This is a genomic window from Serratia sp. K-E0102, from assembly GCF_029962625.1.
Classification (GTDB): domain Bacteria; phylum Pseudomonadota; class Gammaproteobacteria; order Enterobacterales; family Enterobacteriaceae; genus Serratia; species Serratia sarumanii.
Genome location: NZ_CP124754.1, coordinates 2,673,164 through 2,687,998, shown reverse-complemented (window position 1 = coordinate 2,687,998; position 14,835 = coordinate 2,673,164). Strand labels below are relative to the sequence as shown.

Genomic DNA, 14,835 nt, shown 5'->3' with positions numbered 1-14,835 from the left:
TAATGTTAATTATTCACAAAATGATAACTTTTATGCTTTTACACCGCGCATGGCCATAAATCGTTACGCCGGGCGTAAATCTCTTGTCACGCAGAATGCGCTGTTCTGTATGGATTTTTTCACAGTAAATTGCGATTTGTCATATCACGCGCGGCGTTTTTATGTAAAAACAGAGCTGAATGCGTAAGCAATTATGGATCATCGACCTTATTTTCAGTAGGTTATAGTTGGCGTCTGAAATCAGTGCGGGCAAGTTAATGCCACGCCCGCCGGTGACGCCGTGCTATGGGCAGGAAAATAATAAACATCATCCAAGACAGGTGAGAAGGGAACATTATGCGTATTGGTGTACCAAGAGAGCGGTTGGCCAATGAAGCCCGGGTCGCAGCCACGCCGAAAACGGTGGAACAACTGCTGAAGCTGGGTTTTACCGTCGCGATTGAACGCGGGGCGGGCAAACTGGCCAGTTTTGAGGACGTCGCCTACGAAGCCGCCGGCGCGGCGCTGGTCGACGAAAGCGAAGTGTGGCAGTCGGATCTGATTCTGAAAGTCAACGCGCCGCAAGACGACGAGATCGCCTTGATGCGCGAAGGCAGCACGCTGGTCAGCTTTATCTGGCCGGCGCAAAACCCCGAATTGATGGCCAAGCTGGCGGCGCGCAATGTCACCGCGCTGGCGATGGACTCGGTGCCGCGCATCTCGCGCGCCCAGTCGATGGACGCGCTGAGCTCGATGGCCAACATCGCCGGCTACCGCGCGATCGTCGAAGCGGCGCATGAGTTCGGCCGTTTCTTCACCGGCCAGATCACCGCCGCGGGCAAAGTGCCGCCGGCCAAGGTGATGATCATCGGCGCCGGCGTGGCCGGCCTGGCGGCGATCGGCGCCGCGGGCAGCCTCGGTGCCATCGTGCGCGCCTTCGATACCCGCCCGGAAGTGAAAGAGCAGGTGCAGAGCATGGGCGCGGAATTCCTCGAGCTGGATTTTGAAGAGGAAGCGGGCAGCGGCGACGGTTACGCCAAAGTAATGTCCGAAGCCTTTATCAAGGCCGAGATGGCGCTGTTCGCCGCGCAGGCGGCGGAGGTCGATATCATCGTCACCACCGCGCTGATCCCGGGTAAACCGGCGCCGAAACTGATCACCAAAGAGATGGTGGCGTCGATGAAACCGGGCAGCGTGATCGTCGATCTGGCGGCGCAAACCGGCGGCAACTGCGAGCTGACCGTGGCCGACACCATTACCGTGACCGACAACGGCGTGAAAATCATCGGCTATACCGATCTGCCGAGCCGCCTGCCGACCCAATCTTCGCAGCTGTACGGCACCAACCTGGTCAACCTGCTGAAGCTGCTGTCGAAAGAGAAAAACGGCGAGATCGACATCGATTTCGACGATACGGTGATCCGCGGCGTTACCGTGGTGCGCAGCGGTGAAATCACCTGGCCGGCGCCGCCGATCCAGGTCTCCGCCCAGCCGAAAGCGGCGCCCGCCGCCGCACCGGCCGCCAAACCCGAAGCCAAACCGACCTCGCCGTGGCTGAAGTACGGCCTGATGGCTCTGGCAATCCTGCTGTTCGGCTGGCTGGCGGACGCGGCGCCGAAAGAGTTCCTGTCGCACTTTACCGTGTTCGCGCTGGCTTGCGTGGTCGGTTACTACGTGGTCTGGAACGTCAGCCATGCGCTGCATACCCCGTTGATGTCGGTCACCAACGCGATCTCAGGGATTATCGTGGTCGGCGCGCTGTTGCAGATCGGCCATGGCGGCTGGGTTAGTTTCCTCTCCTTTATCGCCGTGCTGATCGCCAGCATCAATATTTTCGGTGGGTTCACCGTCACTCAGCGCATGCTGAAGATGTTCCGCAAGAACTAAGGGGTAGCAAATGTCTGGAGGATTGGTTACAGCTGCATACATTGTTGCCGCTATTTTGTTTATTTTCAGCCTGGCGGGCCTGTCGCGCCATGAAACGTCGAAGCAGGGCAACCTGTTCGGCGTCGCCGGCATGGCGATCGCGCTGATCGCCACCATTCTGGGGCCGGATTCCGGCAACGTCGGCTGGATCATCATCGCCATGATCATCGGCGGCTCAATCGGCGTCTATCTGGCCAGGAAGGTCGAGATGACTGAAATGCCGGAACTGGTGGCGGTGCTGCACAGCTTCGTTGGCCTGGCGGCGGTGCTGGTCGGCTTCAACAGCTACCTGGATCACGGCGCGCCGATGGAGCCGGTGATGGCGAACATCCATCTGACCGAAGTGTTCCTCGGCATCTTTATCGGCGCGGTCACCTTCACCGGTTCGATCGTCGCCTTCGGCAAGCTGCGCGGCATCATTTCTTCCAAGCCGCTGATGCTGCCGAACCGCCACAAGCTGAATCTGGCGGCGCTGGTGATCTCGTTCCTGCTGCTGGTGGCGTTCGTGCGTACCGACAGCGTGGGCTGGCAGGTGGTGACGCTGCTGCTGATGACGGCGATCGCGCTGGCGTTCGGCTGGCATCTGGTGGCCTCGATCGGCGGCGCCGACATGCCGGTGGTGGTGTCGATGCTTAACTCCTACTCGGGGTGGGCGGCCGCCGCGGCGGGCTTCATGCTGAGCAACGATCTGCTGATCGTCACCGGCGCGCTGGTGGGCTCTTCGGGTGCGATCCTGTCTTACATTATGTGCAAGGCAATGAACCGCTCGTTTATCAGCGTGATCGCCGGCGGTTTCGGCAGTGACGGTTCGTCTACCGGCGACGCCGAAGAGATGGGCGAATACCGTGAAACCACGGCGGAAGAGGTGGCCGAGCAGCTGAAGAACTCCACCTCGGTGATCATCACCCCGGGCTACGGCATGGCGGTGGCGCAGGCGCAATATCCGGTGGCGGAAATCACCGAGAAACTGCGGGCGCGCGGCGTGAAGGTGCGTTTCGGCATTCACCCGGTCGCGGGGCGTTTGCCGGGCCACATGAACGTGCTGCTGGCGGAGGCGAAGGTGCCGTACGACGTGGTGCTGGAGATGGATGAAATCAACGAAGATTTCCCGGATACCGACACCGTGCTGGTGATTGGCGCCAACGACACGGTGAACCCGGCGGCGCTGGAGGATCCGCGCAGCCCGATCGCCGGCATGCCGGTATTGGAAGTGTGGAAAGCGCAGAACGTGATCGCGTTCAAACGCTCGATGAACACCGGCTACGCCGGCGTGCAGAACCCGCTGTTCTTCAAGGAGAACACCCAGATGCTGTTCGGCGACGCCAAAGACAGCGTGGAAGCGATTCTGCGGGCATTGCAGAAGTAAGTGAGCAACCAAAAAAACGGGCCGCTAAGCGGCCCGTTTTTTATGCGCGAGGGTTAATCTTCGTCGTCGTGCTCATCGTCTTCATCCGTCTCAATCGGGCAGTTGAAGTTCTCCGGCTTAATCACCAGCAGATCGCATTTCAGATGGTCGATCACATGTTCCGCGGTGTTGCCGATAAAGGCCGCCGAAATGCCGGTGCGGCCCAGCGTGCCCAGAACCACCACGCCGGCCTGCAGGTGTTCGGCCAGATCGGGGATCACTTCTTCCGGCAGGCCTTTTTCCACGTGGGTGAACTCTTCCTTAATGCAGAATTTCTGCCGCAGCGCCTTCATGGCGATCAGATGCTGGCCGCGGATGGCGTCGTTGTAGACGCTCGGATCGAAATCGGGCAGCTCGATGGCGATGTTGATTGGAGTAACGGGATAGGCGCCGACCAGGTGAACCTCGGTCTGGTTGACGTTCTGCGCCAGTTCGACGGTTTCTTGCACCAGTTTGATATTGAGCGGATCGTGATAGGGTTCTTCGCTGGCCAGGTTGACCGCCACCAGCGCTTTACCGCCTTCCGGCCAGGGCTGGTCTTTCACCATCCACACCGGGCAAGGGCATTTGCGCAGCAGGTGCCAGTCGGTGGGGGTGAAGATCACCGACTCCAGCCGGTCGTGCTGGTGCGCCATTTTCAGCAGCAGATCATGCTGGCCGGAAAGCACTTCCTGAATGATGGCTTCGAAGGGGCGGTTATGCCAGACCACTTTGATTTCGATCGGCACGCCGTCGTTGAGGTAAAAGCGGCACTGCTCGTTGATCCAGGCGGCGCGTTGGCTGATCACACCTTGCCGCATCGCCGTTCTTTCGTCCGGGGAGAGCAGGGTCGTCATTTCGTAAGAGAAGTCATAAATGGGCAGGAAGGCTTTGATGCGCCCGCCGTTCCGTTTTACCAGGTACACGGCGCGGCGCAATGCCGGCTGGTCGTCCTGATTGGGGTCAATAGCCACCAGAAGATTCTGATACTTCGCCATAGGGCCTCCTTACAGCTGAAATCAACAGTCTGTTAATTTACAGAGTAACCCAACATTGAAAAACAGAACAACAACAGAAGCGGCGCCGGATCAACAATTTCAGTGAAATGTTGATCCGGCAGGAGAATCAGGCGTTAACGGACACGTTGATGCGCGGCGTACCGGCCAGCACCGACAGGGCGTCGGCGTTTTCGATGGTGATGTATTTGCCTTTCACGCTGAGGATTTCGCTTTTCTGGAAGCGGCCCAGCAGGCGGCTGATGGTTTCCACCGTCAGGCCGAGGTAGTTGCCGATGTCGCCGCGGGTCATGGTCAAACGGAACTCGCGCGGTGAGAAGCCGCGCTCCGCGAAGCGGCGCGACAGGTTGTAAACGAACGCCGCCAGGCGCTCTTCGGCGTTTTTCTTCGACAGCAGCAGGATCATGTCCTGGTCGCCTTTGATCTCGCCGCTCATCAGCCGCATGATCTGCTGACGCAGGTTAGGCATTTTGCCGGACAGATCGTCGAGGGTTTCGAACGGGATCTCACACACCATCGAGGTTTCCAGCGCCTGGGCAAAACTCGGGTGCTTCAGACCGCCGATGGCGTCGAAGCCCACCAGATCGCCCGCGAGGTGGAAGCCGGTGATCTGCTCGTCGCCTTGCTCGGTGATGGTGTAGCTTTTGATGGTCCCGGAACGGATCGCGTACAGCGACTTCAGCTCGTCGCCGGCCTTGAACAGGGTTTGGCCTTTCTGGATGGGCTTTTTCCTCTCGATAATGTTGTCGAGCTGGTCCAGCTCGTGGGCATTAAGGGTGAAAGGAATGCACAGCTGGCTGATGCTGCAGTCCTGGCAATGGATCGCACAACCACCAGACTGGATACGACGAATCACGCGTTTTTCCGGGATCATAGATTACGCTCATTCAATAATTGATATGAGTCAATTTTAACATCTTTTGCAGCAGCTGATAAGGGTGGCATTAGCATGAATAGGGGTATTGTGTGCGAATTTTGCGCACACATGCCGCCGATTATTCTGTATGGGACTGAAGTTATGAGTATTATTTGTGACTTATGCGTTTTATTCACACAAGTTATTGATAGTGCCAAAGCGGGCATGAGCGCGGCGTTGAGCAACGTGCTTTATTAAGCAGCGCCAAACAATGGCGCTGGATGAGCTCATCGCCGCGGCTACAGCAAACTTTTCGGCAGGTAGCCTTCATGCTGCAACAGCCACTGCTTGCGCTGTACGCCGCCGGCATAGCCGGTCAGCGCGCCCTGCGAACCGATAACCCGGTGGCAGGGCACCACGATGCTGATCGGATTCGAACCGTTGGCCATGCCGACCGCGCGCGAGGCGGTCGGACGGCCGATGCGTTGCGCCAGCTGGCCGTAGGTCAGGATCTCGCCGCACGGGATTTGGCGCAGCTGTTGCCATACGGTGCGTTGGAACTCGGTGCCGGCGGTCATCACCGGCAGCCGATCGATAATGCTCAGCTCACCGGCGAAATAGCGTTGCATCGCATCGGTCAGGCCGCCGGGATCGCGCTGCTCGCGCAGGGTGAAGCGATCGGTGCGGTAGTGGGTATTCAGCAGCTTCATCAGGCGCGCTTCGTGATCGGTCCAGTCAATCGCCCGCAGGCGCCCCTGTTCATCGGCAATCAGCACCAGTTCTCCCACCGGCGTGGCGGTACGATCAATCAAAAAAGTCTGCATCTGGATCACTCCTCGGTTTGGTATGGCGATTATCGCACGAAAGCGGGGGAAGCGATGGCGGATTTCGGACATGCTGATGGGCAACCGCAGGGTTGCCCAAATAGCCGGCTCAGGGTAAGCCGGGTAGTCATTGCCCGATGAATTTATAAAATAAATTTATAATTAATCAAGGCAAGTTGTGTTCTGTTTATTATTTAATCAGGCATTAACGCGTTGGCGTTACTTATAGCTGATGGTCACGCGCTTTAAATGGGGATCGTTATTCACTATTTCGCTGGTGACGGCAGAGACTAATTCTTTTGGCATCTCTTTTAACGAAGAGGAAATATATCCGTTCTGATATTCGGTCACTTTGCCGAAGCAGTTGGAGACAAGCTGTTCATCCTGATGTGTGATGGTGCAGGCCGGGGTGGTAATGGCGCCGGTGAAGCGCACAACGCCGGAGGCGACCTGGCTGCCGGAAAGCGGTTTTGCTTGCAGAGCGAAGGGCAGAATGACCAATGCGCTTAATACGGCTAAGTAATGGTTCATACGCTGTTCCTCTCAGAGTAAAAAACACTGCCAATTAAAAAACAAGCACCCTTGTTTTCATAAAATAAGCTATTTCGCCTGACGAAATAAAAACGAATGGGCAAAAATCCTACTGCCTGCATTCAATGAATTTGATAGTAAGGAGGTAGGGTGAGTAAAACCATGATTTGGATCATAGTGAAGACCGGTTAATGGTTTCCGGCGCGGGCAGGGTAAAGGCTGTGATCGTTCTCTCAGGAAAGCGGGAAAGGGCGGGATGTTTTCGCCCCCGTGGCGCAACCGCAGGAACCGGGGGCGAGCGGGGGATTACAGCATACCGCTGCTGCCGCAGATGCGGATCTTTTCCGCCACCACTTCTTTCATCGCCAGCTTGCCGGGGACGATGTATTTGCGCGGGTCATTGGCATCCGGGTGCTGTGAAAAGTAGCTTTTCACCGCATCGGCAAAGGCGATTTTCAATTCGGTGGCGACGTTGACCTTGCAGACGCCGAGCGAGATCGCGCGCTTAACCATCGCTTCCGGAATGCCGGAGGCACCGTGCAGCACCAGGGGCACGTCCACCTGTTCGCGGATCAGCGCCAGGCGCTCGAAGTCCAGCTTCGGCTCGCCGTGATACAGGCCATGGGCGGAACCGATCGCCACCGCCAGCGAATCGATGCCGGTGGCGGCGACGAACTCGCGTGCCGCCGCCGGGTCGGTATAGAAGCTGTCCGCCGTATCGACGATCAGATCGTCTTCCTGCCCGCCCAGGCGCCCCAGCTCCGCTTCCACGCTGGCGCCGTAGCGATGGCACAGGGCCACTGCGGCGGCCACCTTGGCGATGTTCTGCTCGAATGGCAAATGGGAACCGTCGATCATCACCGAGCGGATGCCGCTTTTCACCTTGTGCTCGATGTCGTCCAGCGCTTCGTGATGATCCAGATGCAGCGCCAACGGCAGATCGTAGCGGTGCGCGGCCGATTGGCAAATGCCGATCAGGTAGTCGGTGCCGGCATAGCTGAAGGTGCCGGGCGTGCCGGCCATGATCACCGGGGAGCGCAGTTCGGCGGCGGTTTCCGCCACCACCTGCACGGTTTCCAGATTGTGGACGTTAAACGCCGGGACGGCGTAACCCTGACGCTGCGCCTTGAGCAGCATTTCTCGGTTGGCTATCAGATACATGGGATCTCCTTACAGCACCGGGGAAGGAAAACGGTAAATCGTCACGCCTTTCACCACCCGGTTGACCTCGCCGGTCGGGCAAGGATTGTCCGGGGTCAGCCCCAGCGCCAGCGAACTCTCGAAGGCCAGCATCTGGGTGAACAGCAGATACGGGAACAGCAGCCAGATATCGTCGGCCGCGTCGTGCATAGGCAGCAGGGCATCGGACAGGGGTTGGCGCTCGCCGGTCAATCCGACCAACTGCATCGCCAGCCCGTCGCGCTGCAGTTCGTTCCACAGATCGCGGTCATACTGGCGGGCATAGTCGCCGTGGGAGAACATCAGCACCACCAACGTCTGGCCGTCGACCATGAATTTCGGGCCGTGGCGCAGGCCGAGCGGCGAGTCGTAGCGCGTAACGATGCGGCCGGCGGTCAGCTCCAGCATCTTGAGCGAGGCCTCTTCGGCGAGGCCGGTAAAGCAGCTGCCGCCGAGGGTGATATAACGGCGGAAACCGCTGGCGGCCAACGCCTTCACCTGCGGCTGCAGCGTTTCGCGCAGTGTACGGCAGCGCTGCACCATGGCGTTGAGCGGCGCCTGGGCGGCCTCGAGCGAAGCCGGGCCGAGCAACAGCGCGGCGCTCAGCATCATGCAGCTGAAGCTGGAGGTCATGGCGAAGCTTTGATCGTTGGAGCCTTGCGGCATCACCAGCGAACAGACGTTACCACGCTGATGCGCATACTGCGCCAGCCGGCTGTCCGGGTTGCACACCAGCATCAGGTGATAGCTTTCCGGCAGCAGCTGGTCGGCCAGCTCCACCGTCGCCACGCTCTCCGGGCTGTTGCCCGAGCGTGCGAAGGAGACCAGCAGCGTCGGCCGCTCAGGGTCGAGATACTGCAGCGGATTGGCGACGATATCAGTGGTGCCGTAGGCCGCCACGTCGCGGCCGGTTCGTTCGCGCAGCCAGGGCGCCAGGGCGCGGCCGGCGAACGCCGAGCTGCCGGCGCCGCACAGTACGATTTGCAGGTGCGGATTGGCCAGCAGCGGCGCCAGGAACGGCTGCCACTGCGCCTGTTGATCCTGCAATTGCCGGTGCAGCGCGGCCCACAGATCCGGCTGCTGCCAAATCTCTGCGGCGGTGTGCCAGGCGTTGCGCTGCTTCAGCCAATCCGCCTCGTAAGAGAAATACGCGTTCATGATGACAACTCCTTAAAAGCCTTGGTTAACGGTCGGCGATAATCACGTCGCTCCCTCTAATGGTGCAGCGCCTGTAGGCAAGCACCGATCCTGCACTGCTGCGGGTCGATAATTAATTCCCGGCGTGTTGCGGTATTGGGCATTAACGCAAACTCCGGATTTACCGGTAGCCGTGCCCGACCACGGCTTAATAAGCCGCGGCGATACCGACCGGAACGCTTTCAGTTAGTTATGGCGAATTACAGCAAACGAAACGCTGAAATGCAATCGGTTATTTTAAAAATACTTATATCTATCAGTTGGTTATATTTATTTTTGCTTTCGATTGAGCGGCAAGCGAAAGCGGTGTCAACGCAAAGTGAAAACGGCAAATTCGTTATTTATCAGTCGACAATTCTCGGCGTCTATTTATTCAGTCTGCCGATGACGAAAGCCGCAGCGGTAATTCGACAATCGCCGGGCTTTCACTGTTTTTTTTATGCCGGCGCGCGTAACCGTGCTGTTCCGCGTACGCCGCTACCGGCGCCGATGTGAAGGCAAGTGGGGACGAAAATGCGTCTTTCGCTCCCAATTCTTCATTACTTTGCTATACCTGATAGTCGATGGATTCATTTTATTGTCATGTAACTGACACGTCAGAGTCACGGCTCTGGCTTAAGTTTGCAGCGACTACGTCAGGAGATAACGCGATGTTCAGCCTGGATTCTCTGTTGCAAGATGCATTTCCACACCGCAATACCCCTGCCTGGCAGCGCAGCCTGCTAAGAACCCTTCTCTTCGAAAAAGAATTCAAACAGTTCGCCGCCGACTATCCCCACCTGAAAGGGCTCGATCTGATCGAGCAGGTGGTGGACTACTTCAACCTCAGCTGCGAGCTGGTGGACGGCGATCTGGAAAACATCCCGAGCCAGGGGCCGGTGGTGCTGGTGGCCAATCACCCGATCGGCTCGCTCGACGGCCTGGTGCTGCTGCGCGCCGTCGCGGCGGTGCGCCCGGATGTGAAAGTGGTGGCCAGCCAGCTGCTGACCTACATCGAACCGCTGCGCAACCTGTTCGTGCCGGTGGATAACGTCGCTTATAAAACCAGCCGCAAACAGATTGAAGGCATGCAGCGGCAGCTGGACAATCAGGGCGCGCTGATCCTGTTCCCGGCCGGCGAAGTGTCGCGCATGAGCCCGAAAGGCATCCGCGACGGCCACTGGCATACCGGTTTTCTGCGCCTGGCCGCCAAGGCGCGCGCGCCGATCGTGCCGATACACATCAGCGCGCGCAACAGCAACCTGTTCTACTTTACCTCGTTGGTCTACCGGCCGCTGTCGACGCTGCTGCTGGTGCGCGAAATGTTCCAGCAGCGGGGCGGGCGCATCAAGATCCGCGTCGGCGGCCGCGTGCCGTTCGCCAGCTGGCACGACGGCCACACCAGCGCCAAGGATCTGGCGGAGCGTTTTCGCCGCCACGTGTATCGCCTGGGCCAGGGCAAGCCGGGGCTGTTCGCCAGCGAGTCGCCGATCGCGCTGCCGGAAGAGCGTCTGGAGCTGAAAAAGGCGTTGGCGAACTGCGAACGCTTGGGGGTAACGCCGGACGGTAAAACCATCTACCTCTATCGCCGCCACGACGAAGCGCGCACGCCGATCCTGCGCGAACTGGGGCGTCTGCGCGAGATCGCCTTCCGCGCGGTAGGTGAAGGCTCCGGCCGCCGCCGCGATCTGGACAGCTATGACGACGATTACTACCACCTGGTGCTGTGGGATGAGGAGGAGCTGGAGATCGTCGGCGCCTATCGCTTTATCCCCACCGCCGAACAAATCGAACGCAAAGGGCTGGAAAGCATCTACAGCAACAGCCTGTTCCACTACGATCGCGATATGGAGCCGATCCTGGCGCAGGGCATCGAGCTGGGGCGCAGCTTCATTCAGCCGGCCTATTGGGGCAAGCGCGGGCTGGACTATTTGTGGCTGGGCATCGGCGCCTACCTGGCGAAATACCCACAGTATCGCTATCTGTTCGGCCCGGTGTCGATCTCCGGCGGCATGCCGCTGGCGGCGCGCGATTTGCTGATCGCCTTCTATCGGCTCTATTTCTCGCCGGACCACGCTTTCGCGCAATCGCGCCGGCCTTATCCGGCGTCGCTGCCGCAGGTGCTGGCGCAGTTTGCCGGGGATAACTACCAGGAAGATCTGGTGCGGCTGAAGAGCCTGCTCAGCAATATCGGCTGCTCGATCCCGACGCTGTACAAGCAGTACACCGAACTGTGCGAGCCGGGCGGGGTACAGTTTATCGACTTCGGCACCGATCCGGCTTTCAACAACTGCATCGACGGGCTGGTGCTGGTGGATACCACGCGGCTCAAGCCGTCGCGGTATCAGCGTTATATCGCGGTGCACCAGCCGCAGCCAGCCGAGACGGCATGACTACAGTCTGACTCATGCCTTTTTGATCTAAGCACGACCTTGGGGCCGGCGACGGGATAGCGCTACGATAAACGTTTTGCTTTCCACCGCCGGAGCCCGTCATGCCTCACTCGTTTATCCCGCCGTTATTGTCCGCCGACGAACCCTCTGCCGCCGCCGTTGAAATCCCGCGCGGCAAAGCGCCCTTTTTGCTGCTGTGCGATCACGCCGGCAAGGCGATCCCGCAATCCCTCGGCGACCTCGGTTTGCCGCCGGGGGAGATCGAACGCCACATCGGCTGGGACATCGGCGCGCTGAGCGTGTCGCGCCATCTGAGCCGCCAATTGGACGCCACGCTGATCCACCAGCGTTACTCACGGCTGGTGATCGACTGCAACCGGGCGCCCGGCATCGCCAGCTCGATCCCGCATTTGTCCGAGCTGACGCCGATCCCCGGCAATATCGGTATCGACGCCGAGCACGCGCTGGCGCGCGAGCGCGAGGTGTTTTTGCCGTATCACCACGCCATCGACGATCATCTGGGGCAACGCCAACTGCGCGAACTGCCGACGGCGGTGATCGCCATGCACAGTTTCACGCCGGTGTTCAAAGGGGCATCGCGCCCCTGGCAGGTGGGGCTGCTGTTTAACCGTTACCCGGAATTTGCCCATCTGCTGGCCGAGCTGCTGCGCGAAGAGGGAGATTTGCAGGTGGGGATCAACGAACCCTATGCGATGACCGATGCCACCGACTACACGTTGCCGGTCCATGCGGAACGCCGCGGTTTGCCTTATGTCGGCATCGAAATCCGCCAGGATCTGATCGCCGACGAACGTGGGCAACAGGCGTGGGCGAAACGTTTCGCACGCTTGCTGCCGCAGGCCTGGCAGCGCTGGCAAATTTGACTTTAGGAATATTCCCAGAGATGATAACCGTAAGGAATACGTAATACGTCATTAGAAAAAAAGTCAGGAGAGACGTGTGGAGCACAGCGATAACGGACTGTTTATCAAACGGGAGCGTTTTGAAGTTCTGGCGATTCTGCGTGAAATTTGCAAACAACGCACGCCGCTGCGCGTAGAAAATCAGCAGCACCGGTTTCAAAGTCTGTTATTGAGCGTCGGGCCGGACAATATCGTGTTTAGCGGTGAGGAAGCGGAAAACGCCATCGACGGCGCCTGCACCATCGTGATTGAAAGCAACGACGCCAAAATCGAGTTTTCCGTCGGCCAGGCGGAGCTGACCGAACATCAGGGCGTCCAGGCCTGCTCGACCCGGCTGCCGCAGGAGTTGGTTTACATCCAGCGCCGCCGCCAGTTCCGCATCACCACGCCGCACTGGCGCCAATTCTTCTGTACCGGCGAATACCCGAACGGCACGCCTTATGAGCTGCGGATCCACGATCTGTCCGCCGGCGGCGTCGGTTTGCGTTTCGACGGCCCGCTGCCGGATTTCTTCCAGCCGGGCCTGCAGTTCAAGAAAGCGGAGTTGGATTTGGGCAGCTACGGCAGCTTCAAGGTCAACATGGAGCTGGTGGTAGTCAACGACGATCAGGAAACCGACGATAACGATCAGGTGGTGCACTTCTCGCGCCTGTCGTGCCGTTTCCTCAAGCTGGGGCTGGCGATGGAGCGCAAAATTCAAAGCGCGGTGTTCGCCTTCGAGCTGGATTTCAACAAAAAGAAAAAACGCTGATATTTATCAGGGGCGGCACGCTGCCCCTGACTCTCCACTGGCCTTACGGCTGTAACGCCCGCAGGCTGCCGATCTCTTCCCAACCGAAATGCGCCGCTTCGGCCAGCACGTCGCACACTTCGCCGCCGGCGGCGACCACGGCCGCGTCCAGCGCGGCGCCGTGCAGCAGATGGCTCACCAGCAGTGCGGCGAACAGATCGCCGGTGCCTTTGACCGCCGATTTGACCTTCGGATGGGTAAAGCACCGCGTTTCCTGCCGGGTGACCAGCATCAATCCCACTTCGTCTTCGTGCTGCGCCACACCCGGCGCGCTGGTGACCAGCACCCATTCGGTGGTGTCGTTCAACAGCGCCTGCGCGGCGTGCTGCGTCTGCTCTTGGCTGCTCAGTTGCCGGCCGCACAGCTGCTCCAGTTCGAAACCGTTCGGCGTCAGGCCGTTGGCCAGCCGCAGGAACGGTGAGCGATAGCAGTTGACGATGCGCTCATCCACGTAGATCCCTTCGCCGTAATCGCCCATCACCGGATCGATATAGATCTTTATCTGCGGATTGAGGGCGCGCACCCGCTGCAGCCAGTTGGCCAGAATATGGCACTGCATCACGTCGCCCAGGTAGCCGACGATCACCGCCCGGGCGCGCTTCATCACGCCGCGGGCGATCAGATCGTCGAGAAAGCCGCCGAACCACTCGCCGGAGATGACGCCGCCGTGCGGCTTGCCGTAATAGGGCGGGCAGCCGAACAGCACACTGGGCACCTGCAGCGCTTCCAGCCCTTTTTTCAGCAGGGCGCGGTAGGCGATGCCGTTGCCGACGCTGCCGTAGACCACCTGAGATTGAATGCTGATCACGTCGATGGACGGTGATCGCAAGGGTGAAGTCTGTTGCATGAGTTACATCCTTGGTTCGTTATTATCCAGCCAGCGGGCGAACACCTGCCGCGCGCGCTGTTCCAGCTGTGCGCCGTGGCGCGCCGCCTGTTCGCGCAGGCTCTGGGGCGCGATGCCGGCCAGTTCCAGTTCGCAGGCATGGCCAATCAGCCAGCGTTCGATATCGCGATGATCCGCCTCCAGATGGAACTGCAGGCCGAGCGCGAACCCCTGATAGTCGAAGGCCTGATGCGGGCAAACCGCCGTGCCGGCCAGGCAGCGGGCGCCCTCCGGGATCGTGAACATATCGCCGTGCCAATGCAGCACCGGCGTATCGGCCAGCGGTGCCAGCACCGAGTCGTCTTGCGCCGTGAGCGTGGTCAGCGGGGCGAAACCGATCTCTTTGACGCCGAGCGAGATCACGTCGGCGCCCAACGCCTGGGCGATCACCTGCGCGCCGAGACACACCCCAAGGGTCGGCCGCCGCTGCGCCAGCCGCTGTTTGACCAGCGCCAATTCATGGTCGAGAAAATCATAGCGCTGCGCGCCGGAAAAGTGTTGGGCGGCGCTGATCGGCCCGCCGAGCACCACCAACAGATCGGTCTCTTCATTATTGATAGCACGAATATCATCGCGGCCGGCATCGTAATAGTCGATCTGATAGCCGCGCAGCGAGAGCAGGGAACCGAGGATGCCCAGGTTTTCAAAATTGACGTGTCGAATGGCGACGGCTTTCTTCATTGTTTAACCTCGTGAGCGTGGGTGAACGGCGTCAGCGCCAGCGACTCGCCCAGCACCGCGATGCCTTGCGCGCCGCTCTGGTAGACGATGCGGCGTTCGCTGACCTGGCTGAGCTGCACCTGATAACCTTGCGCGGCCGGGAACAGCGCGCACGCCTGCTCCAGCTGATCGGCCGCCCAGGGCGTGAACATCTGCAGGCGGGCAAAGGCCTTTCCTGCATACTGAATGTCGAGCACGTAATGTTTATCCATGGAACCCCTTACTTTTGGCCGCAGAAGCTGTTAATCTATT

Annotated in this window: 15 protein-coding genes; 6 read left to right on the top strand and 9 right to left on the bottom strand. The window is 59.6% G+C overall.

Going from position 1 to position 14,835, the window contains the following annotated elements; genetic code table 11:
- The first annotated feature begins 336 nt into the window (after window positions 1–336).
- A complete protein-coding gene (gene pntA, locus SSARUM2_RS12890; protein WP_004938288.1) occupies window positions 337–1,866 on the top strand; it encodes a Re/Si-specific NAD(P)(+) transhydrogenase subunit alpha in 1,530 nt (509 codons plus the stop codon).
- 10 nt (window positions 1,867–1,876) lie between these two features.
- Window positions 1,877–3,271, top strand: a complete 1,395-nt coding sequence (gene pntB / locus SSARUM2_RS12885) for a Re/Si-specific NAD(P)(+) transhydrogenase subunit beta (protein ID WP_033634648.1) — start codon at window positions 1,877–1,879, stop codon at window positions 3,269–3,271.
- 53 nt (window positions 3,272–3,324) lie between these two features.
- Here the strand turns inward: pntB and uspE are convergent, their stop codons facing one another.
- From uspE to SSARUM2_RS12855, 6 genes are all read right to left on the bottom strand, one after another.
- Window positions 3,325–4,287, bottom strand: coding sequence for a universal stress protein UspE (uspE, locus tag SSARUM2_RS12880; RefSeq protein ID WP_033648422.1), 963 nt, complete (start codon window positions 4,285–4,287; stop codon window positions 3,325–3,327).
- Window positions 4,288–4,414: 127 nt separating this feature from the next.
- Window positions 4,415–5,179, bottom strand: a complete 765-nt coding sequence (locus SSARUM2_RS12875) for an FNR family transcription factor (RefSeq protein WP_033634646.1) — start codon at window positions 5,177–5,179, stop codon at window positions 4,415–4,417.
- Window positions 5,180–5,460: 281 nt separating this feature from the next.
- Window positions 5,461–5,985: a methylated-DNA--[protein]-cysteine S-methyltransferase gene (gene ogt / locus SSARUM2_RS12870; RefSeq protein WP_041035243.1), complete on the bottom strand. Its 525-nt coding sequence runs from the start codon at window positions 5,983–5,985 to the stop codon at window positions 5,461–5,463.
- A gap of 219 nt (window positions 5,986–6,204) precedes the next feature.
- Window positions 6,205–6,516 (bottom strand): hypothetical protein, encoded by a 312-nt coding sequence (locus SSARUM2_RS12865; protein WP_033648420.1) that lies wholly within the window; start codon window positions 6,514–6,516, stop codon window positions 6,205–6,207.
- 306 nt (window positions 6,517–6,822) lie between these two features.
- On the bottom strand, window positions 6,823–7,677 hold the full coding sequence (locus SSARUM2_RS12860; RefSeq protein WP_033634643.1) for a tagatose bisphosphate family class II aldolase: 855 nt from the start codon (window positions 7,675–7,677) through the stop codon (window positions 6,823–6,825).
- Between the two features lie 9 nt (window positions 7,678–7,686).
- A complete protein-coding gene (locus SSARUM2_RS12855) occupies window positions 7,687–8,853 on the bottom strand; it encodes an SIS domain-containing protein (protein ID WP_060438619.1) in 1,167 nt (388 codons plus the stop codon).
- A 261-nt stretch (window positions 8,854–9,114) separates the two neighbouring features.
- Here SSARUM2_RS12855 and SSARUM2_RS12850 point away from each other — a divergent pair, with 261 nt between their 5' ends.
- From SSARUM2_RS12850 to SSARUM2_RS12835, 4 genes are all read left to right on the top strand, one after another.
- A complete protein-coding gene (locus SSARUM2_RS12850; RefSeq protein ID WP_125460732.1) occupies window positions 9,115–9,387 on the top strand; it encodes a hypothetical protein in 273 nt (90 codons plus the stop codon).
- A 155-nt stretch (window positions 9,388–9,542) separates the two neighbouring features.
- Window positions 9,543–11,264 carry an ornithine lipid synthase OlsF gene (gene olsF / locus SSARUM2_RS12845; protein ID WP_043147518.1) on the top strand — a complete coding sequence of 574 codons (1,722 nt, stop codon included), beginning with the start codon at window positions 9,543–9,545 and terminating at the stop codon, window positions 11,262–11,264.
- A 101-nt stretch (window positions 11,265–11,365) separates the two neighbouring features.
- Window positions 11,366–12,148, top strand: a complete 783-nt coding sequence (locus SSARUM2_RS12840; protein ID WP_033634640.1) for an N-formylglutamate amidohydrolase — start codon at window positions 11,366–11,368, stop codon at window positions 12,146–12,148.
- A 76-nt stretch (window positions 12,149–12,224) separates the two neighbouring features.
- Complete coding sequence (locus SSARUM2_RS12835) at window positions 12,225–12,938, top strand: flagellar brake protein (protein ID WP_033634639.1); 714 nt, start codon at window positions 12,225–12,227, stop codon at window positions 12,936–12,938.
- A 43-nt stretch (window positions 12,939–12,981) separates the two neighbouring features.
- On the opposite strand, the gene pdxY is transcribed toward SSARUM2_RS12835, so the two are convergent.
- Genes pdxY through SSARUM2_RS12820 form a run of 3 tightly spaced genes read right to left on the bottom strand, consistent with a single transcriptional unit; the run spans window position 12,982 to window position 14,795 of the window.
- On the bottom strand, window positions 12,982–13,824 hold the full coding sequence (gene pdxY / locus SSARUM2_RS12830; RefSeq protein WP_049233180.1) for a pyridoxal kinase: 843 nt from the start codon (window positions 13,822–13,824) through the stop codon (window positions 12,982–12,984).
- Window positions 13,825–13,827: 3 nt separating this feature from the next.
- A complete protein-coding gene (locus SSARUM2_RS12825) occupies window positions 13,828–14,544 on the bottom strand; it encodes a glutamine amidotransferase (RefSeq protein WP_047567319.1) in 717 nt (238 codons plus the stop codon).
- Window positions 14,541–14,795, bottom strand: coding sequence for a hypothetical protein (locus tag SSARUM2_RS12820; RefSeq protein ID WP_033634636.1), 255 nt, complete (start codon window positions 14,793–14,795; stop codon window positions 14,541–14,543). The genes SSARUM2_RS12825 and SSARUM2_RS12820 overlap by 4 nt, the downstream gene beginning before the upstream one ends.
- Window positions 14,796–14,835 lie beyond the last annotated feature (40 nt).